Origin of the sequence: Symbiobacterium thermophilum IAM 14863 (genome assembly GCF_000009905.1) — a bacterium.
Classification (GTDB): Bacteria; Bacillota; Sulfobacillia; order Symbiobacteriales; family Symbiobacteriaceae; genus Symbiobacterium; species Symbiobacterium thermophilum.
Window position 1 is genome coordinate 2,248,649 of record NC_006177.1, and the last position, 23,682, is coordinate 2,272,330.

The following is a 23,682-nucleotide window of genomic DNA, read 5'->3' on the forward strand; positions in this document are numbered from 1 at the left end:
TGTAGTCTTTGAGCCCGGGGAAGTCCGTATGCGACCGGGACCGCGGACGCGAAGACGGCGGCTTCCTGCAGCCAAGCAGGAAGCCGCCGTACCTGCCCTCAGCGCCCGGCGGGAGCCCGAGCGGGGTCGACCCGCCGCACCGTACGCCAGAGCAGCAGGGCGATCAACCCCAGGGCGATCAGGCAGTACTTCCACCAGATCGCTTCCCGGGCCGCGTCGGTGGTGAGGATGGGCGAGTACAGCCGGGTCATCGTCTCCAGCGGCTGCCCGGCCGCCGCGGCCAGGCCGAAGGCGGGGTTGGTGTAGGCGAAGATCAGCCCCCAGAGCGGCGGATGCTCGTCGAAGAACACGTGGTACGTCAGCGCGCCGAACAGCGGGGACAGGAGGGTCCAGGTGGTGACGACGCCGTAGGCGGCGACCACGGCGGTCTGGGTGCGCCGATAGAGGGCGCTGAAGTAGAGGGAGACGGCTCCCAGCAGCAGCACCGTCACCACGTAGACGACCGCCGAGAGCCCCAGCCGGGAGAGCGAGAACCCGCCGAAGAGGAAGATCAGCCCGAACACCGGCAGCGAGGCGAACATGAGCAGCAGGGCGAAACCGGTGGCCGCCAGCAGCTTGCCCACCACCACCTGGGCCGCGCTGAGCCGGGTGACCAGCAGCAGGTCCAGGGTCTGCCGCTCCCGCTCCCCGGCGATCGCCCCGGCGGCCAGGCCGGGAACGGCCAGGATGAGGAGCACCAGTTGGAACATCGCGAGGGCCGCGTAGATGACGGCGCCCACCTCGGGCGCGAAGCCCGTGGGCCGGCTGCCCTGCATCGCGGCCGCGAAGATCAGGATCGCCAGCAGCCCCAGGAGCCCCACGTAGAGCACGATAATCCCCGGGGTCCGCCAGCCCCGCATCCGCACCCGCACCTCCCGGAGGAAAACCGGGTTGCGCACGAAGCCGGTCCATCCGCTCACTGCTCCTCACCCCCCGTGATCGCCATGAAGACGTCCTCCAGCTTCGACTTGACCTCGGCAAAGTGCGCCACCGGGAGTCCGGCCTGCACGAGTCGGGCCAGCAGCTCCGCCGCCGCCTGGTCGTCGCCGTCCAGCGCCACCCGCAGGGCCCCGTCGTCCACGGAGACGCTGCGCACGCCCGGCACCGCCCGGGCCAGCTCCGCCGCCCGCGCCGAACCGTCGTCCGCCGGGGCGCCGGCGATCCGCACCTCGATCACCCGGGCGCCGGCCTCCCGCAGGATCTGCTCCACGGGCCCCGAGGCCACCATCCGCCCGGCGTGGATGATCCCGATGTGGGTGCACATCTCCGCCAGCTCGGCCAGGATGTGCGACGAGATCAGGATCGTCTTTCCCCGGCGACTCAGTTCCAGGAGGATCTCCCGCATCTCCACCCGGTTGCGGGGATCCAGCCCGGAGGCCGGCTCGTCGAGGATCAGGACGTCGGGGTCGTGCACCAGGGAGCGGGCCAGGCAGAGCCGCTGCTTCATACCCCGGGACAGGGTGTCGACGTAGGCCCCCCGCTTGTCGGCGAGGCCGACCAGCCCCAACAGCGAACCGATCAGCCGGTCCCGCCCGTCGGTGGGCACATCGTAGCAGTCAGCGTAGAACTGCATATACTCGTCGACCTTAAGGTTGTCATACACCCCGAAGAAGTCGGGCATGTAGCCCAGCCGTGTGCGCGCCTCCCCGGGCCGCTTCAGCGCATCGGTGTCCCCGATGAACACGCTTCCGGCGTCGGGCCTGAGGAGGGTCGCGATGATCTTCATCGTGGTGGTCTTGCCGGCGCCGTTGGGGCCGACGAAGCCATAGATGGCCCCGGGCTCCACGGTGAAACTGACGTCCCTCACCGCCTCCACATCGCCGAAGCGCTTGGCCAGTCCTTCTACCCTGAGCATCAGCGCACCCCCTTCACGGCCACCGTGGGCGCCAGGAACTCGGCCTCGACGGACAGGTCGTACCGGAGCTCCATCACCCCGCCGGGAAGCACGTAGTCCTGCCAGTCGACCAGCGTTGCGCGCTGTCCTGCAAGGAGCTCCCACTCCCCGGTGCGCTGGTTGCGGACGTACACCGACATCACGGCCTCCCGCACCGGCGCCTGCAGATCCACCGTCACCTCAGCCACCTGCCCGGGATCCAGCACGGGCAGCGACAGGACAAACCGATGGCTCCCCGGGGGTGCGTAGTACACGTTCTGGCCGATCAGCTGCACCCGTTCGGAATCCACCGGCCGGCCCAGGACGACGCCCGCGGGCAGGTCGCCGTCGGCCGGAGCGGGCAGCGGCTGGAAGCCATAGACCAGGTTTGCCCCGGTGACCCGGCGGCCCAGGTCGGGCACCGGCGGTTGTGCCAGGGGCTCCTCGGTCCAGCCCATCACCAGCACGCCCGAGCCCAGCCGGCCCTGCCCCGACTCCCAGACGTAGGCCCGCAGCTGCTCCCGGCGCGGGTCGGCGTCGGGGTCAGGAGTGCCGGTCCCGGGCAGCGGGATCGGCCCCTTCCGCCCGGAGTCGACCCTGGCCTTCCTCCCGGCCGTGAAGGGTTCGGACGTCTGGCCGGGGGCGAGGTCCCCCACCGACACCACGTCGTAGGCGGTGCCCACCTCCACCCCGGACACCGGAACGGGCAGGGTGTTCCGGATCCGGCCGGTCACCAGGAACTCGGTCACCTCCACGTCCACCAGCTCCAGGCCGCCCGGGACGGTCACCGGCTGCTCCAGCGCGAAGGCGGTCATGTTGTAGTTGGTCAGCCCCGACAGCTCGAGGGTGAGCGGATCGCCGGCCACGATGCGGCTCTCCACTCCGCCCACGAACGTGCCGGTGGTCAGCGGCCGAACGAGCCCGGCGCCGGGGAGCGGCAGGGAGAGCCGGGAGCGCCCCGGCGCGTACAGCCCCACGTACCCGGTCATCACCCCGGTCCGGCTGTCGGGTACCAGCTCGGTGGTGGTCATCACGTGGGTGATGCCCTCCTGGAACCGGCCCGAGCCCATGCCGTAGACCGCTCCCAGGAAGATGACCGACAGGAGCGGAACGGTGACCCAGCCCCATTCCCGGCGATCCAGGCGGCGCAGGACCAGGTAGTTGACCGGGCCCACGGCCACCAGATAGCCGCCCAGGACCAGCACCACGGTCCAGACCGAGGGCAGCGCCCAGTCAGGGACCTGCTGAATCGCATACTGCACCCGCCAGTCGGTGTCGAAGGCGGGCGGCCGCCCGGCCGACAGCCCCACCAGCCGGTCCAGCAGGGCGGTCTGACCGGCCCAGCGGGCCACGGGTGCGCCCGCGGGATCGTAGGCCAGGTACACCACCCGTCCCGAGCCCAGCGGAGCCGCGGCGGCAAGCACGGGGGGTTCCCCGCCGCCGCCCGGCTCCCCGGCCCGCGCCAGGACGGTTCCCCGGGCCAGCGGGCCGGCGCTCACGACCGCCGTGCCCTCCAGCGGCACGCCGGACAGGTCGCCCAGCGGCGCCAGCGAGACCTCCGCGGACCCGGAGACGTTTACGGGCTTCAGGCTGGCGGGCAGCGGCCCCAGAGTGCGCTCGCCCTCCGGGCCGCCGAACAGCAGCAGGGTTCCCCCGCGGTCCACCCAGGCCTCCAGGGACTGTACTTGCCGGGCCGTCAGGCTGCCGGTGTCGTAGCCGGCCACCACCAGCAGATCCAGGCTGTTCAGAAGGCCCGGGCTGTCGGGCAGGGTCTCCGCCGTCAGGGAGACGACGCGCACGTTATCGCCGCCCCGCAGCCCGGACAGCGTGTTCAGGATGTCGTCGTCGGCGGCGAGCACGCCGACCATCAGGGTGTACCGGGGCTCCCAGCTCAGGTCGGGCGTCTGCACATCGACCAGCTCGCCGTCCGCGTACAGGCTCACGCTCACGGGCCAGCTGTACTCGTTCGGCAGGCTGACCGCCACCCGCTGCGCTTCGCCTGCGGAAACGCTGTACGGCACGGCATACCGGGTGCCGGACACAGGCCCGAACACGGGCGGCGCCTCGGTCTGCACCACCACCTCGCCGGAGGCGGCCTCCTCGTCGCCCCGCACCTCCACCCACAGGGTGACCCACTCACCCTCCTTGAAATGGCCCTGGAACGCAGGGTCGACCGTGAGGCTGACGCCCGCCGCGGCCGCGGGGAAAGCTATCTGGAGCAACAACAGGAACACCCACAGCCATAGCCTTCGCACGTCTTCTCCTCCTAGTTGCATGGTGCGGGACTCGCTGATTCATCAGACGAATGTGCCCTGAGGGTCGTTTCGGGCCCGTCCCCGTCCGGCCCCGCGGCGCTCGGGGCGGAGGGGTGCCGTTCCCATTGTGTCCCGCCGGCAGGCCTGCCCGCGCAGGGCTGCCCGAGCACGGCGGCAGGAGTGGCCCGGTTCCAGGTCAAAGTTCCCCGGGAACAGACCGCGCCCCCGGGCCCCGTCATTTTCCGGAGCGTCGGCCCTTTCCGCTGCAGCCGGGCTCCGGGCGACGGCCGGGGGCCGCCGAACGGGGGAATCGTTCCGTTGCCGCTGATCACGCTGCTCGGCCTGCTCGTCGCCGTACTGGCCGTGGGATGCTCCGCGATCCTCATCCGGCTGTCGGACGCGCCCGCCCTCGTGCTCTCCTTCTACCGCCTCGCGATCTCGGTCGCGCTGCTGGCGGTCCCGGCGCTGGCCAGGGAGCGGGAGACCCTCCGGCGGCTCACCGGGCGGGACTGGCTGCTCCTCGCCGGCAGCGCCGTGTGCCTGGCGCTGCACTTCTACGTCTGGATCGAAAGCCTGAACTTCACCACCGTCGCCAGCTCCACCGTGCTGGTCACCTCGAGCCCCTTCATCGTGCTCGCCCTGGGCTGGCGGCTGCTGGGGGAGCGGACGAACCGGATCGGCCTCGCCGCGGTGGCCATCGGCGTGGCGGGCGGCGTGATCGTGGGCTGGGGCGACTTCCGGGTAAGCGGATCCGCCCTGTACGGGGACCTGCTGGCTTTCCTGGGCGCGGTGACGGTGTCGGGCTACACCATCGCCGGCCGGATCGCCCGGCAGAAGATGTCGACGACGCTGTACACCACCGCGGTCTACGCCCTGGCGGCGGCGCTCCTGTGGCTCATGATGCTGCCCCGTGGGATCCCGCTGGCCCCATACCCGCCGCGGGAATGGGCGCTCTTCGCGGCGCTGGCGGTCATCCCCACCATCCTCGGCCACAACCTGTTCAACTGGGCGCTTCGGTGGGTCAGCGCCGCGACCGTTTCGATGTGCACCCTGGGCGAACCGGTCATCGCCTCCGCACTGGCCTGGATCCTGTTCCGGGAGGCGCCCGGATGGGCGACGGTGGTCGGCGGCATCCTGCTGATGGCGGGGATCGCGCTGTTCGTGCGGTACGGGGCGCAGCCGGACTGACGAGCCGGCGACTCTCACGTGTCCGGGAGGAAAGCCAACGGTGTGGAAACTGTACGCGGTGCTCTCGGCGGTCTTCGCCGCGCTCACGTCGATCCTGGCCAAGATCGGCATCAAGGGTGTCGATGCAAACCTGGCCACGGCCATCCGGACCACCGTCATCCTCTTCCTCTCGTGGGGCATCGTCTTTGCCATCGGCGAACACCACGCGATCAGGTCGCTCACCCGCCACAACTGGACCTTCCTCATCCTCTCCGGCCTGGCCACGGGGCTCTCGTGGCTCTTCTACTACAAGGCCATCGCCCTGGGCGACGTGTCCAAGGTCGCCCCCATCGACAAGTCCAGCATCGTGCTGACGCTGATCCTCTCCTACCTCATCCTCGGCGAGCCGTTCACGCCCAAGACGCTGCTGGCCGGGGGGCTCGTCGTGGCCGGCACGTTCCTCCTGCTGGGGAAGTAGGCCCGCCAGATGGAAACGAAGCCATCGAACCCACCGGAAGACCCTCTGCCGGGGTTCGATGGCTTCGCGCGTCCCCAGGTCGTTCAGCCACTACAACGTGGGAAGGGCAGAGCTCGTTGCGGGCGGCACGCGTTCCAGGTCCGGGAATCGGTCAGATTCCGTGCACCCTCCGCGTCATCCAGATCTGCTCCACGTGGCCGGCCGCGTGCGCGCCCAGCATCCATACCATCCGCCGGACCGTCTGCCGGCTTCCGGCCTCGTTCACCGTGTACCGGTCCAGCGCCCCGGGCACGTGCGCGATGAGCTGGAGCAGGTGGCCGTGCACCGCCCGCAGGAGCGCCACCGAGGGCTGCACGGGCCGCCGGTCCGAGCAGGGCCCCGCGTCCCACACGTCCGGGTCGTACGCGTTGGGCCGGTAGAGCCGCCCGGGCTCGGCGATGGCGTAGCGGAGCCCCGCCAGGGCTGCCTCCAGCCTTTCCGGGGCCGAGGCGAAAAGCGCCAGCAGCTGCCCATCGGTCAGGTCGCTCTCCGTCCAGTAGCTGATGGTGTACCCGTTGGGATCGGCAAGTTCCAGCTTCCGCTCGCCCCATTCCGTTCGGATGCGCGCGGCCCCCGGCAGCCGGCGAGCGGTTTCCTCGATATCCGGAGTGAACACATAGATCACGGCGCCGGGCTTCAGCACCTTGTACGAAGGCGCGGCGTACCGCCCGACATCGCCCGCGTCAGGGCCGGCGAGCAGCACATGCCCCACCGGGGTTTCCAGATGTGCCGCGTCGGGGTGAATGGCGACCAACTTACACCCCAGCGTGTCCACGTAGAACGCCAGGCTCTCCGCCAGGTTGCGGACCGGGATCACCTTTGCCGGTTTCCGGGCCACAGCCGCCATCCTCCCGTTTTCCTCATCACCTCCCACCACGCCGTACGGAGGCAAAAGGATACGCACCCGTGAGGCTCCCGTGCACATGACGCCCCCGAACCCTGCGCCAGGGGATTCCCTGCAGGGCGAAGAAAGCACCGATGGTTAAACGAAGCCCCCGTCAGGCTCGTAACACCTGATGAAGGCAGGTGAGGCCATGACCGACGAGGACCTGATCCGCCAGCTCCAACAGGGCTCTCAGGCGGCGGTGGAACCGCTGGTGCGCCGGTACCACAGGCCGCTGGTGGCCTACTTCTACCGGCTCTCCCACGACTACCACCTGGCACAGGACCTGGCACAGGAGTGCCTCTTCCGGCTGGTCTCCCGCGCCGACCAGTACCGGTACCCGCTGCCTCTGAAGCCCTGGATCTACCGGATTGCCGTCAACCTGTGGCGGGACGTGCGCAAGAGCGCCGCCTACCGGCAGGGGGCCGCGGCCCTGCCCCTCGACCGGGCGGTCGTGCGCGCGGAGGTGCTGGGGCCGCTCATCCTGATGGGGCTGACCGCCTCCGTCCTGCTGCTGGATCAGCGGGTGGATGAGCGGTGGGGAGCCTCCCCCCGGGGGCTGCACGGCCTGTTCCTGCAGCGCTGGCTTCTTACCGCCGCCTATTACGTACTGGCGATCGGCCTCTTCATCTGGCTCGCCGGCGCCCGGGCCGGGGACGTGAGCGAGGTGCGGGTGTTCGCCTCCTCGCTGGTGACGGGCGCCCTGTTCTCCGGGGCATGCCACCTGTTCCACCACCTGAGCGGGTCGCCGGTTGCGGGATGGGCCGCGGGGCTGGCGGTCTACTTCGTGACCCTGGCCATCGCAACGATCTGGTGCCCCTACGACTCCGTCTACCAGCTCTGGCTCCCCTTCGCCGGCCTGAGCGACGCCACGGCGCAGGAGCTGGCCCTGAGCAAGGGGGTCTATGCGCTGGCGGGGCTGGCCCTGCTCGGGATGAGCGCCCGGCTGCTCACGGTCCCGGAGCGGCTGATTCGGGGGAACGACTGAGGTCGCTCGCGCACGGGGCCGCACCCCAACGGGTGCGGCCCCCGGCGATTCATGCCGTGTATTCACCCAGCGCGAAGTCGGTGATCCGCCATCCCTCGTCGGTCCGCGCCACCACCAGGGTAACCGGCCGCTTGGCGGCGTAACCGCCCTTCACCAACTCCACACTCGTCATCTCCACGATCCACCCTTCGACTTCGTAGGCGCCGTCGGCCCGCAGGGTGACGCTCTGGATCTCGATGTGATCCGGCCAGGGGCTGGAGACCACCCGCCCCGGCGCGCCGGACGGGTTGTGCTGCCAGCGCTCCAACAGCTCGGGCGAGACCAGGTCGCCGTACTGCTCCGGCAGGCTCCTGGCCACCACCTCGTCCGGGGCCGACAGGGAGACGGACTTCAGCCTGCGGCCGAACTCCTCGACCACGGCCCGGACGGCCGACTCGCCGTCGAGCCCCGACTCCTCCTCTGACGGCCGCCCTTCCTCCCGGTCCTCCGCAAGGACGGACTGCCCATCCCGGAAGGGCGCCGCTCCGCCGCCGTCGGTCGCCACCCGCTCCGCAGCCACGTCCTGCTTCTGCTCCGCCTGCCGCTCCGCGACGGCGCCGGTCGCCGCACACCCCGCCAGGACCACCGTCGTCAGCGCGGCCACCCAAGCTGCACACCAGCGTCTCACGGTGCACCCCCCCTGCAACTTCGACGTTCGACTGGTTGGACGGCGCTGGCAGTCCCATTGTTTCCCGAAGGGCCCGCCTCCTGCTGGCCTCCCCGTTCCGGTGACCCCATTCGGCCAACCCGTGAACCTGGATCCGGGCGGAGCAGCGGGCCCACCTGATGGAGATCATCCGGCAGGCCGAGGGGGCAATCCGGCGACGCCTGTGCGAGTCCATCCCGGCGGAGATCGCCTGACGCGTGACCACAGCAATGAAGCGGGGCTGTCCCCAAGTCGGGACAGCCCCTCCGAAGCTGCCCGGCCCTGGCGGTCAGCCCGCGCCGCGACGAAGGGCGGAGGCCGGCGCCTCCGCCCTCTCCAGCCAACCGGCACGGGGCACGATGGCGTCCCGAACGGCACCGGCACCCTACCGTGCGGGTGTCGTCGGCAGCCACGCCGGGCGCCGGGCTTCGTACGCCGCAATCTCGTCTTCATATTGCAGCGTCAGGCCGATGTCGTCCAGCCCGTGCAGCATCCGGTGCCTCCGGAACGCGTCGATGGCGAAGTCCACCCGGAAGCCCGCATCGTCCTCCACCACGCACCGCTCCAGATCGACCGTGAGCCGATACCCCGGCTCCTGCGCCCGCCGCATGAGCTCGGCCACGGCCTCCTCGGGCAGCACCACCGGCAGGAGGCCGTTCTGGAAACAGTTATTGTAGAAGATATCCGCGAACGACGGCGCGATGATCGCGCGGAAGCCGTAGTCGCTGAGCGCCCACGGGGCATGCTCCCGGGACGAACCCGAGCCGAAGTTCCGGCCGGCGATCAGGATGGTCGCGCCGGCGTACTGCGGCCGGTTGAGCACGAACTCGGGATTGGGCGAGCCGTCCGGCAGGTAGCGCCAGTCGTGGAACAGGAACTGGCCGAACCCGGTCCGCTCGATGCGCTTCAGGAACTGCTTGGGGATGATCTGGTCGGTGTCCACGTTCACCCGGTCCAGCGGCACCGCCAGCCCCGTCTCCCGTGTGAAGGGCCTCACCGGGCCGCACCCCCTTCCGCCAGGAGTTCACGCACGTCGACGAAGTGGCCGGCGATGGCCGCGGCCGCCGCCATGGCCGGGCTGACCAGGTGCGTCCGGCCGCCCTTGCCCTGCCTGCCCTCGAAGTTGCGGTTGGAGGTAGATGCGCACCGTTCCCCGGGGGCCAGGATGTCGGGATTCATCCCGAGGCACATCGAGCAACCGGCCTCCCGCCACTCGAAGCCCGCCTCCCGGAAGATCTGGTCCAGCCCCTCCGCCTCGGCCTGCGCCTTCACCTGGCCGGAGCCGGGGACGACCATCGCCCGCACCCCGGGGGCGACCTTGCGCCCCTTCACCACCGCCGCGGCGGCCCGCAGGTCCTCGATGCGCCCGTTGGTGCAGGAGCCGATGAAGACCCGGTCGATGCGGATGTCCTGGATCGGGGTACCGGGCTCCAGGTCCATGTAGGCCAGGGCCGCCTCCGCCGCCTTGCGCTGGGCGGGGTCGGCGAAGTCCCGGGGATCCGGGATCCGGCCGGTGACCGGCACCACCTGCCCGGGGTTGGTACCCCACGAGACGACCGGCGCCAGCTGTCCGGCGTCGAACTCCACCACCCGGTCGTAGACGGCGTCGGGGTCTGAGGCCAGCGTGCGCCAGTCGGCCACCGCCGCCTCCCACAGCTCCCCCTGGGGGGCGTGAGGCCGGCCTTTCAGATAGGCGAAGGTGGTCTCGTCCGGGGCGATCATCCCCGCCCGGGCTCCGGCTTCGATGGACATGTTGCAGACGGTCATTCGGCCCTCCATCGACAGCGACCGGATCGCCTCGCCGGTGTACTCGATCACGTACCCGGTGGCGCCGTCGGTGCCGATCTGGCCGATGATGCCCAGGATGAGGTCCTTGGCCGTCGTCCCGGGCGGCAGCTTCCCGTTCACCCGGATCTCCATCACCTTCGGCTTGTGCTGCCAGAGACACTGCGTGGCGAGGACGTGCTCTACCTCGCTGGTGCCGATGCCGAAGGCCAGGGCGCCGAAGGCGCCGTGGGTGGCGGTGTGGCTGTCGCCGCAGACGATGGTCAGCCCCGGCTGGGTGAGGCCCAGCTCCGGGCCGATGACGTGCACGATGCCCTGAAACGGGCTGTACAGGTCAAAGAGCCTGACCCCGAACTCGCTGCAGTTCCGCTCCAGGGCGGCCATCTGCCGCGCGGCGATCTCGTCGGTCAGGGGAAGCGACCGGTCGGTGGTGGGCACGTTGTGGTCCATGGTGGCGATGGTCAGGTCCGGCCGCCGGACCCTCCGCCCCGCCATGCGCAGCCCCTCGAAGGCCTGGGGAGAGGTCACCTCGTGCACCAGGTGCAGATCGATGTACAGCAGGTCCGGCTTCCCGGGCTCCCGGCGCACCACGTGCCGCTCCCAGATCTTGTCCAGCAAGGTCCGTCCGCTCATGCCGATCACCCCTTGCCCCATATATAACCGGAGCTTGCACCAGAACTCCAACATATGATAACTATGATGATGATAGGTTTAACCTATGGGGGTGCTCGTGTGGAACTGCACCACCTGCGCTACTTCGTCGCCGTCGCCCGGCACCGCAACTTCACCCGGGCCGCCCAGGAGCACATGGTCGCCCAGCCTTCGCTCAGCCAGCAGATCCGCCGGCTGGAAGAGGAGCTGGGCGTGCTGCTCTTCGACCGCAGCCGGACGCCCGTGCGGCTCACAGACGCCGGCGAGGCGCTCCTGCCCCATGCGGAGGCGATCCTGCGGCAAGTGGAGGCAGCCGGGGCGGCCGTGGAAGAGCGGATCGGCCTGCGCAGTGGACGGCTGGTGCTGGGCAGCCTGCCCGTGACCGGCTCGCGCCTGCTTCCCCGGGCGATCACCGCCTACCGGCAGCGGTATCCGGGGGTGCAGATCACCTTGCGGGAGGAGCCGACCCAGCGGCTGACCGAGCTGGCCCTGGCGGACGAGACGGACCTGACGCTGACCACGCTGCCGGTGGGCAGCGACGAGCTGGACTGGCAGCCGCTCCTCACCGAGCCGATCCTGCTGGCGTTGCCGCCGGACCACCCCCTCGCGGCGGACGGGCCGCCGCACCCCGCCATTCCGCTGTCCGCCGTGGCCGGGGAGCCCTTTCTGATCATGAAGCCCGGCTACGGCTTCCGTGACCTGGTCCTGGCCGCGTGCCAAGCCGCCGGCTTTTCACCGCAGATCGCCTTTGAATCGGCGCAGATCGAGACGCTGCAGGCGATGGTCGCCGCCGGGCTGGGGGTGACGCTGGTGCCTCAGATGGCCGCAGACCGCAGCCTTCGGCCGTCGCCGGTCTTCGTCCCCCTCGCCGGCGCACCGCTGACACGCACCCTGGCGCTGGCCTGGCGGCGGGACCGCCCGCTGCCCCGCTCCGCCCAGGCCTTCCTCAAACTTGCATCAGAACTTTGGCCTTATTAGCCGAATTTCCAACGAATACCTGAAACCTGGACGGCCTCTCGTTCGTCTCTACAAGTGAAAGCGCCCCGGGGGAGGCGAGGACATGAGCAAGAGCTACCAGCGTTGGATGCTGATCTGCACCGATTGCGCGTACATCATCGCCGCCGCTCTGGCGGTGTGGGCCGTCCCCCTGCTGTATCAGTTAGGGCCGCTGGCCGTGCTGCCCTACGTGGGCATCGCGGGGATGGTCTGGTCGGCGGTGACCGCGGCCGGCCTCGCCGTCATCTGGTTCCGGCACGAGCGACCGGATTCCCGGTTCCGGGTCCGGCTCACGGCGTGGGTGCGGCGGCCTGCATGGCGCGAAAGCGAGGCGTGATTTACTATTCTGTACTAGATGGTGTATGATAGAGCAAGACCCCGGCCTGAGGGTGGCCGGGGTCTTTCGCTAAATACGGCAGGGGAGGGGTATGCGCGATGCAACGCCATCTCGTGCTGAGGTTGCTCTGGTACTACGTGGGGCTGGTGATCACGGGCCTGGGGTACGCGCTGGTGATCGCCCAGGGGCTGGGCGCCAGCCCCTGGGATATCCTCCATCTCGGACTCACCGGTCAGACCGGAATCCCGCTGGGGCGGGTGGTGCAGATAACGGGCGCGTTCGTCATCCTGGTGGACGTGTTGCTCGGCATGCGCCCCAACCTGGGCATGGTCCTCAACATGCTCTCCCTCGGACCGATCACCCAGTTCCTGCTGGAAAGGCTGGCCGCTCCTGCGACCCTCCCCGGCCGCTGGCTGATGCTGGTTGCGGGCATCGTGGTCTCGGGCATCGGCACCGCCTTCTACGCCAGCGCCGACCTGGGCGCCGGCCCCCGGGACTCCCTGATGATCGGGCTCACGCGCAAGCTGGGGCTGCCCGTCGCGATCGTGAAGAACGGGCTCGACGTGATGGTCTCGCTGATCGGCTGGTGGCTGGGCGGTCCTCTGGGCGCGGGCACGGTGGCGGTGGCTGTAGGCCTCGGCCCCTCCGTGCAGCTGGGCTTCCACCTGGCCAGCCTGCTGGCCCGGCTGCGGCCGCTGCACGGCATCGTGCGGCCGGTGCCCCTGCGGTCGGCGACGGCTCGGCAGTGAGGCCGCGGCTCGCCCAGGCGGGGCCGGCCGGCGGCGGCCGGGTGCGCCAAGAATCTTCCTGTGCGCGATGCCGCCGCGTCGCGGACAATCTTGGTGTGTGGCGAAGTCACCCGCCGCGCACCACCTCCTGCGCTCGAGGCTCATCCTGACCGGCGGTATATGGTAGAATTGTTGCCAGGTGCTCATATCAGGACCCCTACTGCAGGCACCGATCGTCCAGCGCTCAACACTCGACAGAGGATGTGATTGTGGATGAACCCCTGGCTGATATTCGCCATCTGCGCCGCCGTGATCATCGTCGCGGGACGGGCCATCTCCAACGCATCAGACGAGCTGGCGGAGCGGACCGGGCTCGGTCGGGCGTTTATCGGCTCGCTCCTCCTCGCCGGCGCCACCTCCCTTCCGGAGGTCGCGGCCTCCGGCTCCGCGGCGTTCATGGGATCGGGCAACCTGGCCCTGGGCAACGTGTTCGGCAGCAACATCTTTAACATGATCCTGCTGGTCGTCGGCCAGATCTTTGCCACGCGCCACATCCTATCCAACGTATCGCCCACGCACATCACCACCGCGGCGACCGGCATGCTGCTGAGCGGCATTGCCGCGCTCAGCATCCTCGCACCGCAGCCCTATGCATTCCTCGGCGCCGGCCTCGACACGTGGCTGATCGCGGTGCTCTACATTGTCATCATGCGCATGCTGCCCGGAGCCGAACAGGAGCCCGAGGTGGCAGCGGCCACCCAGGCCCGGGATGCCGAACCCACCACCTCCCTGACCGTCCTCTGGCTGAAGTTTGCGGCCTCCGCCGCGGCCATCCTGGTGGCGGGCTGGTTCCTGAGCAAGGCCGCAGACGAGATCGCGGTCATCACCGGTCTCGGCCAGACCTTCATCGGCAGCACCCTGCTCGCCGCCTCCACCTCCCTGCCCGAACTCACGGTGTCCATCTTCACCGCCCGCATGGGCGCCTATGACCTGCTGGTGGGCAACGTCCTGGGCAGCAACATCTTCAACATGGTCATCCTGATCGTCAGCGACCTGCTCCAGCCCGGCAGCACCCCCATCCTCTCCACCGGCACCACGGGCCAGGCGGTCTCCGCCCTGGTGGGGCTGGTGCTCTCCGGCATCGTGATCGTATCGCTGACCCTGCCCCGGCGGGAGGGCAAGTTCAAGTTCTCGTGGGACATGTGGCTGATCCTGGCCGTCTACCTGGTCGGCCTCCGCATGATCTACCAGGCAGGCTGACCACCAGAGCAGCAGACCCCCGGCCCATGGCGGGCCGGGGGTTTCGTTTCGCATATGGATCAGAACGGCGGACCGCGTACGGATCAGCGGAGCGAACGGCGTCCGGGAGCGCAGTGCGGAGTGCGTGTCGGTCGGATACGCTCAAAGCCCCCCGGACCCGGCCTCATCGGCGCGCGTCCAGCCACGCGTGCAGCAGCCGTGCCTTCTCGGTCCTGCCCAGTGCGCGGTACGCCCTGTACTCGTACTCCAGGCCGCTTCGTTCAGGCTCCGCAGGCAGACGGCGCGGGCGCAGCGAGCACGCCCGTCTGCCGAGGAGCCCATATCTCTTCAGGGGCGGCCTGGGCGCCGAGCCCCGCTGCCCAGGGCATCTTAACGCGCTACCCCTCGAGCCACTCCACCACCCGCGCCGCGACCTGCGCCGGGGTGAACCCGAACTTCTCCGCCAGGACGCCGGCGGGGGCGGAGGCACCGAAATCCTCGTGGCCGATGGCCAGGCCGTCCCGGCCGATGATCCGGTACCAGCCGTCGGTCCGGCCCGCCTCGATGGCGGCCAGCCGGCCCACCAGGACCTGCTCCTGATACTCCCGGGGCTGGCGCAGGAAGAGCTCCACCGAGGGCATCGAGACCACCCGGACGGCGATCCCCCGCTCGGCCAGAAGCTTCTGCGCCTCGACGGCCAGCCCCACCTCCGAGCCGGTGGCGATCAGCGTCGCGACCGGGTTCGCGGCGTCAGAGACCACGTAGCCGCCCTTCCACACGTCACGGATCGCAAAGCCCGCCGGCCGCTCCAGATGCGGCACGTTCTGCCGGGTGAGGGCCAGGATCGTCGGCTCCTTCGCCTCCATGAGGGCGTAGGCCCAGGCCATGGCCGTCTCCAGGCCGTCGGCAGGCCGGAACACGGTGACGTGCGGGATCATCCGCAGCGACCAGAGGTGCTCCACCGGCTGGTGCGTCGGGCCGTCCTCGCCCAGGAAGAAGGAGTCGTGGGTGAAGACGAAGATCGACGGCACCTGCATCAGCGCCGCCAGGCGGATCGGCGGGCGCATGTAGTCGGAGAAGACCAGGAAGGTCGCGCCGTAGGCCCGGAAGCCGCCGTAGAGCACCACTCCGTTGACGATGGAGCCCATCGCGTGCTCCCGCACGCCGAAATGGAAGTTGCGCCCGGACCAGGAGAAGTCGTACTCATCGATCCGGCACGCCGGGCCGACGTCGCCGCCGCCCTTGATGGTGGTCAGGTTGGACTCCGCCAGGTCGGCCGAGCCGCCCACCAGGCTGGGGACCAGGGCCGCCGCCCGCTGGATGACCATCTCGGAGTACTTGCGGGTGGCCAGCGGCTTCTCGCTCCTCGCCGCCTCCACCAGCTGGGCGTCCAGATCGGCGGGGACCATGAGGTTCTTGTGCTGGTCCCAGAGCTGCGCCTTCTCGGGGTTGGCCTGCCGCCAGGCGTCAAACTGCTCCTGCCAGCGGCGGGCCTCCGCCTGCTTCTCCGCCTTCAGTTCCGCGAAGAACTGCCGCACCTCGTCGGGCACGTAGAAGGCGGGCTCCTGCGGCCAGCCCAGGGCCTCCTTGGTCAGCCGGGTCTCCTCCGGCCCCAGCGGCGCCCCGTGGGCGACGGCCTTGCCGGCCTTGTTGGGCGAGCCGTGGCCGAGGACCGTCCGGCAGATGATCAGCGAGGGCTTGTCGGTGACCGCCCGCGCCCGCTCGATGGCCGCCGCGATCGCCAGGTGGTCGTGGCCGTCGCACCGGTCGACGTGCCAGCCGTAGGACTCGAACCGCTTCGCCACGTCCTCCGAGAAAGCGATGTCGGTGTTGCCCTCGATGGAGATCTCGTTGTCGTCGTACAGGAAGATCAGCCGGCCGAGCTTCCACTGGCCCGCCAGCGCGGCGGCCTCGGCCACGACCCCTTCCATCAGGTCGCCGTCCCCGCAGATGCCGTAGATGTAGTGGTCAACGGGCCGGAAGTCGTCGGTGTTCACCCGGGCGGCCAGCATCTCGGCGGCCGCCGCCATCCCCACCGCGTGGGCGATGCCCTGGCCCAGGGGACCGGTCGTCACTTCCACGCCGGGGGTGTGGCCGTACTCGGGGTGACCGGGCGTCCGGCTGCCCCACTGCCGGAAGGACTGGATCTGCTCCATGTCCAGGTCGTAGCCGGACAGGTGCAGCAGGGAGTACAGCAACATGGAGCCGTGACCGTTGGAGAGGATGAAGCGGTCGCGATTGGGCCACTCCGGATTCTCCGGGTCGAAGCGCAGGAACTGGGTCCAAAGCACGAAGGCCATGTCGGCGCATCCCATCGGAGCCCCGGGGTGACCGGACTTGGCCTTCTCCACCGCGTCCACCGCGAGCATCTTGATGGTGTTGACAACGTTCTGGCGCAATTGCGGGTTCAGACTGGCAACTCGCACGGTGAAGAAAACCTCCTTACCTGGACGGTCGATCCATCTACCTTCATTACCTTACCACCAAACCGCGTACGAGGGGAAGCCGGTTTAGCTTCCCCCGTAGGATGCGCGATCGCTACTTCCACCTTCCGCCGCCGCCGGAACCGCGGCCACCGCCGCCGAAGCGGCCGCCGCCGCCGGAGCCCCGGGGACCGCCGCCGAAGCCTCCTCCGCCGCCCGAGCCGCGACCGCCGGGACCGGGCCTGAAGTGCCCGCGGGGTTCGCTGGCGCGCCGCATGGCCTGCGCCGCGGCCGCCGCCATCGCCATCTGCCGGCGCCGCTCCTCGGCCTTGTGGCGCTGGTAGGCCGCCACCAAGGCCCGGGCGCTGCGCAGCGCGGACTCCGCTTCCGCCACGGCCTGGTCGTACCGGCCGGCAGCCATCGCCTGCTCACCGGCGTCCAGAGCCCGCTGCAGGGCCGCGGCCGCGCCCGGGTTGAACCGGCTGTGGACCAGCGCGGCGGTTGCCTCGGCCCGGGCCTGCCGGAGGCGCGCCCGCGCCTCTCCCGCCCTCCGGGCCAGTTCCGCGACGGCCTGGCGCAGGCCGCCCGCCAGCTCCAGCGCGGCGGCGGCCTCCCGGCCCGCCCGGCTCACGGCCAGAGGCCGCTCTTCCAGCAGGCGGCGCGCACGGTCCAGCGCCACCTCGATCCGATCGGCCCGCTCGGCGGCGTCCCGGGGCAGGGCGAGCCCCTCGCGGGAGACCAGCTCCCTCGCCGCCGCCCACTCCCGCTCGGCCCGGGTGAGCTTCTCCCGCGCCGCCTCCCCCGCGGCGGCCAGCCGGTCGGGAAGGGTCGTCAGCAGCGCCGCCCGCTCCCGCAGGGCCGCCAGCTCCGCCAGCCGTTCGTTCAGCAGCCGGTAAGCCTGCAGGTGCCGCTGCACCTCCGGCCGCACAAAACGCTCCGCCTCCGCCAGGTCCGCCTGCGCCCGCCGCTCCAGGTCCGCCAAGGCCGCGGGCAGGTCGCGGACATCTGCCCAGTCCTCCGGGGCGTAGCGGGCGGCCAGCTGATCCAGCACGTTCCGGGCCGGCCCCTGCTGCGCGGCCAGCCAACCGGCCCCCTCCACCAGGGCCTGCCGCTTCCCGGGATACTGTTCCACGGCCTCCCGGTACCGGGCGAGGATCGCCCGGGCCTCGTCCAGCGCCGCCTGACCGCCGGCCAGCGCTTGCTCGGCGCCGTCCACCTCTCCCCGGGCCATCCGCTCCCCAGCCCGGGCCTGCTCCTGCAACGCCCGCTCCAGCGCCTGGACCGGGTCCTCCTCCACAAACCGCAATCCGAGCCCCACCCGGGCCTGCTCGATCTCCGCCCGGGCCTGATCGGCGTCCCGCCGCTGGGCCGCGCAGGCCTCCCGCAGCCCGCTGAGCCGGGTCAGGTCCGCACCGATCGCCGCGAAGGTCTCCCCCGCCTCCCGCATGATCCGCAGCGCCCGAACCGGGTCCTTGCCCCGGGCGGCCTCGGCCGCCTGCTGCAGCCGGGCGGCCGCGTCCATCCGTTCCCGCAGGGCCGGAAACTCCCAGCCGGTCTGGTCCTGCAGATCGGCCAGGGTCCGCTCGGCCGCCTCCCGCCTGGCCCCGGTCTCGCCGACCGCGCCGTCCCAGCCGAGGATCGCCGCCGAGACGGGCGCGTAGGCCTCCTGGGCCTCCCGGTTGGCGGCCGCGGCCTGCTGGAAGGCCCTGTACACCTCGTCCAGGGCCCGGGTGCCGGCGCCGAAGCGCCAGCGGCGTGCCAGCCTGGCGGCTTCGGCCAGCTTCTCACTGCCGGCCCGGTAAGCGTCGAAGGCCCGGTCGGATGCGGCGGCGGCCGCCGTCACGTGGCCGCGGGTCTCCTCCCCGTCGTAGTTGCGGGCCAGCGGCAGGTCCTGCTCGTGCATCTTCACCAGGTCCGACACGAAGCTGTTCCGGAGCTCCAGGCACTTGCGGTGTGTCCGACGGTACTGCAGGAAGAGCGCCAGCTCCACCACGGCCGCGATCAGCGCGGCCAGCCCGGCAAGCACGGCTCCGATGCGGCCCGGTGCGGACGTGCGGGCAGCGGCGCCGCCCGCACCGGGCTGCGCCACGCCGGAGCCGCGGGGGCCGGGCGAAGGCCGCCCCGCGCCGGAACCGCCGGTGGCGGGCAAGGGCTGGGCCGCGGGCGCCGCGGCCAGCGATTCGATCCGGTCCGCGGCCGCCACGATGGCACCGGCGATGTCGCCCTCCGCCGCCGGCGGCACAAAGGCGTCCATGATCTGTTCCACCGAACGCTCAAATGCGCGCCCCGTCGCCTCCCGGAAGGCGGACTGCACGGCGCCGTCCCTCCAGACCCGGAAGTCGACCAGCCCCTCCTCCATCGCGATGGTGATCAGTACGGCATCCCGGGGCACGTCGGCCAGCAGTTCATCAGCCATCGCCTGGAACCGGGCCTCGGCATCGACCGGTTCCGCCCCGGCGAACGCCTCCTCCAGGATGATCACCCGGAAGCCGAAGCGGCGGCCCGTCAGGTCGTTCTCCAGCCGCTCCAGCTCGGCGGCGGAGAAGATCCCGGCCCGGTCGTCCACCACGCCGCCGGAACTCGTGGCCGCCACCGCCGGCGCCGCGACCCACAGCAGTGCTGCCAGCAGGGACAGGATCAGGGCGGGAACGGAACGCACAGATCGCTTCACCATGCGGTCGCCTCCTCATCCCGAAGTCATTCGCCGGGTGCCGCCGACGCACCTGCGCGTCTAAGAGAGTTTGCAGAGCGCGCAGAAGGTTCGGCGGCCCGGGCGCCGGTTGCGTTGACTTCCCTTCGGGCCGGGAGGTACAATAGACGCAGTCTTCACGGAGGAGGGACAGTCATGATCGGGATCGAGAAGCGCCTGCCCGGCGTGATCCGCATGCACAAGCCCTCTCCGGCGTGCCCTCGGTAGCGGTGCCTGGTCACGGAAGGCAACGCGGCCGCGGCCCTGGTGGGGCTGCGGCCTTTTTGTGTGGCTGAGGCCGCTGCCCCGGCCCGGGTCGGCCCGACCGGGGAAGGCCCCGGAGAGCTGAACCGAAACAACGACAAGGAGTGGCCATTCATGAACGAAACGGAACTGCGCAACCGACAGGCCACGGCCTTCTTGGTGGGGCTGGAGCTGCCGTCGGCTTACCGGGACGGGTGGAGCGCCGCCGAGTCCCTGGATGAGCTGGAACGGCTGGTCGACACGGCCGGCGCGACGGTGGTCGGCCGGGAGGTGCAGAGCCGGCCCGCGCCCGACGTGGCCACCTACATCGGACGGGGCAAGGCCGAGGAGATCGAGCTTCTGCGGCGGGAACTGGACTTCGACTTCGTCATCTTCGACGACGAGCTCACCCCGGTGCAGCAGCGCAACCTGGAGAAGATCATCGAGTGCCAGGTGCTGGACCGCACCGCGGTGATCCTGGACATCTTCGCGCTCCGCGCCCGGACCCGCGAGGCCAAGCTCCAGGTGGAGCTGGCGCAGCTGGGCTACCGGCTGCCGCGCCTCACCGGCAAGGGCGTCGAGCTGTCCCGGCAGGCGGGCTCCGCGGGGACCGTCTTCAACCGCGGCCCCGGCGAGACCAAGCTGGAGGTCGACCGGCGGCGCATCCGGGACCGGATGGCGGCGCTCCGGCGGGAGCTGGAGGAGATCAAGGCGCACCGGGAGCGGCTGCGGGCCGAACGCAGGGAGTCGGCGGTGCCGGTGGTGGCGCTCACCGGTTACACGAACGCCGGCAAGTCGACCCTGCACCGGGTCCTCGCGGGCTCCGACGTGCTGGCGGAGGACCGGCTGTTCGCCACCCTGGACGCCACGACGCGCCGGGTGCAGCCGGCCGAAGGCGAGCCCTACCTGCTGGTGGACACCGTCGGCTTCATCCACAACCTCCCGCACCACCTGGTGGCGGCCTTCCGCTCCACCCTGGAAGAGGTGAACCAGGCGGACCTGCTGCTGCACGTCGTCGACGCCTCCCACCCCAAGCGGGCCGAACAGATGGCCACCGTGCACCGGGTGCTGGAGGAGCTGGGGGCGGGCGACAAGCCGACCCTCGTGGTCTACAATAAGATCGACCGGGTCGACCCGGCCGAGCTGGACCACCTGATGCGCCAGACCCCCGGTGCCGTGGCCGTGGCCGCGGCGCTGGGCCGGAACCTGGACAGACTGCAGGCGGCGATCCAGCAGGCCCTGCATGAGCGGCGGGAAGTGCTGGAGGTCGTCATCCCCTACGCCCGGTCCGCCTGGCTGTCGTGGGTGCACGAGCGGGGACGGGTGCTGACCGAGGAGCACCGGGAGGACGGAACCTACGTCACGGTGGAGTTGGAGAGGGGGCTCGCGGCCCGGCTGCGGGCGGCCCTGGACGAGTAGATACGGCATCGAATCCAGCCAGAATCGAGGCGACCCCCCATGAACCGGCGTCCGCACCAGATCACGCTCTCCGCCGTATTCCTGGCCCTGGCGCTGATCCTGCCCTTCTTCACCGGCCAGATCCCCCAGTTTGGGCAGATGCTCCTGCCCATGCACCTCCCGGTCCTGATCTGCGGCTTCGTCTGCGGCTGGCGCGAGGGGCTGCTGGTGGGCTTCCTGGCCCCGCTGCTGCGCAGCGCGGCCTTCGGCATGCCGCCGCTGTACCCCACCGCCGTGGCAATGGCCTTCGAGCTCGCGACCTACGGGACGGTGACGGGGCTCCTGCAGGCGCGCCTTCCCCGCAGCACGGCCTCGCTGCTGGCGTCCCTGGTGGCCGCGATGCTCGCGGGGCGGATCGCCTGGGCGGCCGCGACCTTCGCGCTGACCGGGGCGCTCACGCTGGAGCTCTTCCTTGCGGCCGCCTTCCTCAACGCCTGGCCGGGGATCGTGCTGCAGCTCCTCCTGGTGCCGCCGGTCGTGGCGGGCATCGCGCGCCTGGTGCAGGAGGAGCCGGCCATGCGGGGTTCCCCCCGCAGATGACGCCGGATGACGCCGGCGGCGAATCGGGCCGGCCTCGCGCCGGCCCGGAACCGGCACACAGCTCGACCCGGGGCCTTGCGGCCCCGGGTCTGCGTCTCAACCTGCCGCCTGTTCGTACCACGGGGCCCTGCCCCCTTTCCGCCGGGCCGCTACTCACGGGCGGCGAAGGCCAGGCGGAGGTGGGCCGCCGCATCCTCCAAGGCCTGCCTGCCGGCGGGCATGGCGCCCAGCAGCGTGCAGAAGCCGTGGATCTGGCCGAGGTACCGCTTGACGGTGACGGCGCTGCCGGCCTCGATCAGCTTGCGGGCGTACGCCTCCCCCTCGTCCCGCAGCGGGTCGTACTCGGCGGTGATCACGAAGGCCGGGGGCAGGCCGGACACGTCGGCCGCCTGCAGGGGCGAGGCCCGCCAGTCCCTGCCATCCGCCTCGCTCCGGATGTAATGGTCCCAGAACCACTGCATCATGGCCGTGGTCAGGAAGTAGTCGTTCCCGTTTTCCCGGTAGGACGGGGTATCGAAGTTGTGATCGGTCACCGGGTAGATTAGCACCTGGTAGGCCAGGTCCGGATAGCCCTTGTCCCGGGCCATGAGTGAGACCACCGCCGCCAGGTTGCCGCCGGCGCTGTCACCGGCCACCGCGATGCGCCGCGGGTCGCCGCCGATGGTCCGGGCATTCTCGGCCACCCACACGGTCGCGGCGTAGCAGTCCTCCGCCGCCGCCGGGAACTTGTGCTCCGGCGCCAGCCGGTAGTCCACCGACACCACCACGGCCCCGGCCCTGTTGGCCAGCAGGGCGCAGGTGGCGTGCACGGTGTCGGGGCTGCCGAGCACCCAGCCGCCCCCGTGGAAGTAGAGCAGCACCGGGAACGGCCCCTCCCCCGCCGGCGTGTAAATGCGGACGGGAATCTTCCCTGCGGGCCCCGGCACGGTCCGGTCCACCACACCGGCCACCGGCTCGGCATCGCCGCCGAACGCCGCCATCTGCTCGGTCATCTTCCGGGCATCCGCGGGGGACAGCTCGTTGAGCGCCGGGCCACCGGCTTCGGCGAGCTGCTTCAGGAAGGCCTCCGCTTCTCTGGCCAGCGGCATGAATCTCCTCCCCTTTCTGTCCTGACGTGGGGCGTGGCTTCGGACACGCCCGGTAGATGGATATTCACTGGAAGGAGTGGCAATTCGTGGGCGAATCCGCCGACTTTGACCGCCCCGGTGTTCGGGTTTATACTCGAATTGTGCAACCCCGTGAGGAAGGAGCGTCCGCGTGAAGACCTACATCGCCCTTGTGCGCCACGGTGTGACCGACTGGAACTACGACGGCCGCGCCCAGGGACAGGTGGATATTCCCCTGAACGCCGAGGGGGAGCGACAGGCCGGGGCGGTCGCTGCGCGGCTGGCGACGGAGCGCTGGGACGCCGTGTACAGCAGCGACCTGGCCCGCGCCCGTGCCACGGCCGAGGCCATCTGCCGCCTGACCGGCCATGCCCTGATCACGGACGAACGGCTCCGGGAGCGAAGCATGGGCCCGGCGGAAGGCATGACCGCCGTCGAGCGGGAGGCCCTGTGGCCCGGGGTGGCCCTGAGCGACATCCCCGGCGTCGAGTCCGACGCAGCGCTGGGCCTGCGGGCGGAAGCCGTTCTCACGGAAATCGCCCGCCGCCACCCCGGCCAGCGGATCGTCGTCGTCTCCCACGGGGCCCTGCTCAACCGCTTCCTGCAGCAGACGGTGGGAACGAAGCCGGTGAACTTCCGCAACACCGGCATCAGCCCGGTGGTCTGGGACGGCCAGGGGTTCCGGCCCGCGGGGCAGCACGACTACCGGCACCTCCTGGTCGACGGGGTGGAGTACGACGGCGTCCGGACCCGCCTGGCCCACCACGTCCAGCGGGAAGGGCTGCCCGGCGTGGCGCTGCCGCCGGAGAAGGCGGCGCTCATGGTGCGCAACGCCTCGGCCGTCGACGCCGCCTGGGTGGACGACCGGCTGGTGGGCTACGTCCGCGCCTTCACCGACCGGGTCCGGTACGGCTACATCGACCTCCTCTACACCGCCCCCGGCTACGAACGGGTGGGGGCGGTGCTGCAACGGCGGATCGCGGAGCGGTATCCCGAGGTCCGGTTCGAGCTGATCGCCGGCGGGGCCGGCGAGACGGGCGAGGCCACCGGCGCCTGATCGAAGGAGCCTCAGAACCTCCG

At 70.7% G+C, this 23,682-nt stretch carries 20 protein-coding genes; 10 read left to right on the plus strand and 10 right to left on the minus strand.

What is annotated here, in order from left to right; translation table 11 throughout:
• Positions 1-98: 98 nt before the first annotated feature.
• From STH_RS10570 to STH_RS10580, 3 genes are read right to left on the minus strand one after another with little or no spacing between them, the layout of a single operon-like run.
• Positions 99-959 (minus strand): ABC transporter permease, encoded by an 861-nt coding sequence (locus STH_RS10570; RefSeq protein ID WP_050742233.1) that lies wholly within the window; start codon positions 957-959, stop codon positions 99-101.
• Positions 956-1,894, minus strand: coding sequence for an ABC transporter ATP-binding protein (locus STH_RS10575; protein WP_043713904.1), 939 nt, complete (start codon positions 1,892-1,894; stop codon positions 956-958). Before STH_RS10575 ends, STH_RS10570 begins: the two co-directional genes overlap by 4 nt.
• Positions 1,894-4,167 (minus strand): DUF4350 domain-containing protein, encoded by a 2,274-nt coding sequence (locus tag STH_RS10580; RefSeq protein ID WP_148205557.1) that lies wholly within the window; start codon positions 4,165-4,167, stop codon positions 1,894-1,896. Before STH_RS10580 ends, STH_RS10575 begins: the two co-directional genes overlap by 1 nt.
• A gap of 318 nt (positions 4,168-4,485) precedes the next feature.
• On the opposite strand from STH_RS10580, the gene STH_RS10585 reads away from it, so the two are divergent.
• Both STH_RS10585 and STH_RS10590 read left to right on the plus strand, forming a co-directional pair.
• On the plus strand, positions 4,486-5,355 hold the full coding sequence (locus STH_RS10585) for a DMT family transporter (protein WP_158506932.1): 870 nt from the start codon (positions 4,486-4,488) through the stop codon (positions 5,353-5,355).
• A 40-nt stretch (positions 5,356-5,395) separates the two neighbouring features.
• Positions 5,396-5,812, plus strand: a complete 417-nt coding sequence (locus STH_RS10590; RefSeq protein ID WP_011196236.1) for an EamA family transporter — start codon at positions 5,396-5,398, stop codon at positions 5,810-5,812.
• Positions 5,813-5,963: 151 nt separating this feature from the next.
• Here the strand turns inward: STH_RS10590 and STH_RS10595 are convergent, their stop codons facing one another.
• Positions 5,964-6,689, minus strand: a complete 726-nt coding sequence (locus STH_RS10595) for a VOC family protein (protein WP_043713906.1) — start codon at positions 6,687-6,689, stop codon at positions 5,964-5,966.
• A gap of 196 nt (positions 6,690-6,885) precedes the next feature.
• On the opposite strand from STH_RS10595, the gene STH_RS17315 reads away from it, so the two are divergent.
• Positions 6,886-7,722: an RNA polymerase sigma factor gene (locus STH_RS17315; protein ID WP_050742234.1), complete on the plus strand. Its 837-nt coding sequence runs from the start codon at positions 6,886-6,888 to the stop codon at positions 7,720-7,722.
• A 49-nt stretch (positions 7,723-7,771) separates the two neighbouring features.
• On the opposite strand, the gene STH_RS17320 is transcribed toward STH_RS17315, so the two are convergent.
• The 3 genes from STH_RS17320 to leuC form a co-directional block, all read right to left on the minus strand.
• Positions 7,772-8,389: a hypothetical protein gene (locus STH_RS17320; protein ID WP_148205559.1), complete on the minus strand. Its 618-nt coding sequence runs from the start codon at positions 8,387-8,389 to the stop codon at positions 7,772-7,774.
• A gap of 403 nt (positions 8,390-8,792) precedes the next feature.
• Positions 8,793-9,404 (minus strand): 3-isopropylmalate dehydratase small subunit, encoded by a 612-nt coding sequence (gene leuD / locus STH_RS10610; RefSeq protein WP_043713907.1) that lies wholly within the window; start codon positions 9,402-9,404, stop codon positions 8,793-8,795.
• Positions 9,401-10,825: a 3-isopropylmalate dehydratase large subunit gene (gene leuC / locus STH_RS10615; RefSeq protein ID WP_242654531.1), complete on the minus strand. Its 1,425-nt coding sequence runs from the start codon at positions 10,823-10,825 to the stop codon at positions 9,401-9,403. Before leuC ends, leuD begins: the two co-directional genes overlap by 4 nt.
• A 99-nt stretch (positions 10,826-10,924) precedes the next feature.
• Here leuC and STH_RS10620 point away from each other — a divergent pair, with 99 nt between their 5' ends.
• From STH_RS10620 to STH_RS10635, 4 genes are all read left to right on the plus strand, one after another.
• Entirely contained in the window at positions 10,925-11,821 is an 897-nt protein-coding gene (locus STH_RS10620) for a LysR family transcriptional regulator (RefSeq protein ID WP_043713908.1), read from the plus strand.
• A gap of 82 nt (positions 11,822-11,903) precedes the next feature.
• Complete coding sequence (locus STH_RS10625; protein ID WP_011196243.1) at positions 11,904-12,176, plus strand: hypothetical protein; 273 nt, start codon at positions 11,904-11,906, stop codon at positions 12,174-12,176.
• A gap of 98 nt (positions 12,177-12,274) precedes the next feature.
• Positions 12,275-12,925, plus strand: a complete 651-nt coding sequence (locus tag STH_RS10630) for a YczE/YyaS/YitT family protein (protein ID WP_050742235.1) — start codon at positions 12,275-12,277, stop codon at positions 12,923-12,925.
• Between the two features lie 252 nt (positions 12,926-13,177).
• Positions 13,178-14,164: a sodium:calcium antiporter gene (locus STH_RS10635; protein WP_043713909.1), complete on the plus strand. Its 987-nt coding sequence runs from the start codon at positions 13,178-13,180 to the stop codon at positions 14,162-14,164.
• Between the two features lie 377 nt (positions 14,165-14,541).
• On the opposite strand, the gene tkt is transcribed toward STH_RS10635, so the two are convergent.
• Both tkt and STH_RS19025 read right to left on the minus strand, forming a co-directional pair.
• Positions 14,542-16,554: a transketolase gene (gene tkt / locus STH_RS10640; protein ID WP_043715642.1), complete on the minus strand. Its 2,013-nt coding sequence runs from the start codon at positions 16,552-16,554 to the stop codon at positions 14,542-14,544.
• A 127-nt stretch (positions 16,555-16,681) separates the two neighbouring features.
• Positions 16,682-19,240 (minus strand): TPM domain-containing protein, encoded by a 2,559-nt coding sequence (locus STH_RS19025; RefSeq protein ID WP_043713910.1) that lies wholly within the window; start codon positions 19,238-19,240, stop codon positions 16,682-16,684.
• Positions 19,241-19,633: 393 nt separating this feature from the next.
• Between STH_RS19025 and hflX the strand changes: the two genes are divergently transcribed.
• Together hflX and STH_RS10655 are read left to right on the plus strand one after the other, a co-directional pair.
• Positions 19,634-20,917, plus strand: a complete 1,284-nt coding sequence (gene hflX / locus STH_RS10650; protein WP_043713911.1) for a GTPase HflX — start codon at positions 19,634-19,636, stop codon at positions 20,915-20,917.
• Between the two features lie 39 nt (positions 20,918-20,956).
• Entirely contained in the window at positions 20,957-21,496 is a 540-nt protein-coding gene (locus STH_RS10655) for an ECF transporter S component (RefSeq protein WP_011196249.1), read from the plus strand.
• A gap of 149 nt (positions 21,497-21,645) precedes the next feature.
• Here STH_RS10655 and STH_RS10660 read toward each other — a convergent pair whose 3' ends face one another.
• The gene (locus STH_RS10660; protein WP_011196250.1) at positions 21,646-22,584 is read right to left on the minus strand and encodes an alpha/beta hydrolase; all 939 of its coding nucleotides are present in this window, start codon (positions 22,582-22,584) and stop codon (positions 21,646-21,648) included.
• Between the two features lie 169 nt (positions 22,585-22,753).
• On the opposite strand from STH_RS10660, the gene STH_RS17325 reads away from it, so the two are divergent.
• Positions 22,754-23,659, plus strand: a complete 906-nt coding sequence (locus STH_RS17325) for a histidine phosphatase family protein (RefSeq protein WP_011196251.1) — start codon at positions 22,754-22,756, stop codon at positions 23,657-23,659.
• The last annotated feature ends 23 nt before the right edge of the window (positions 23,660-23,682 follow it).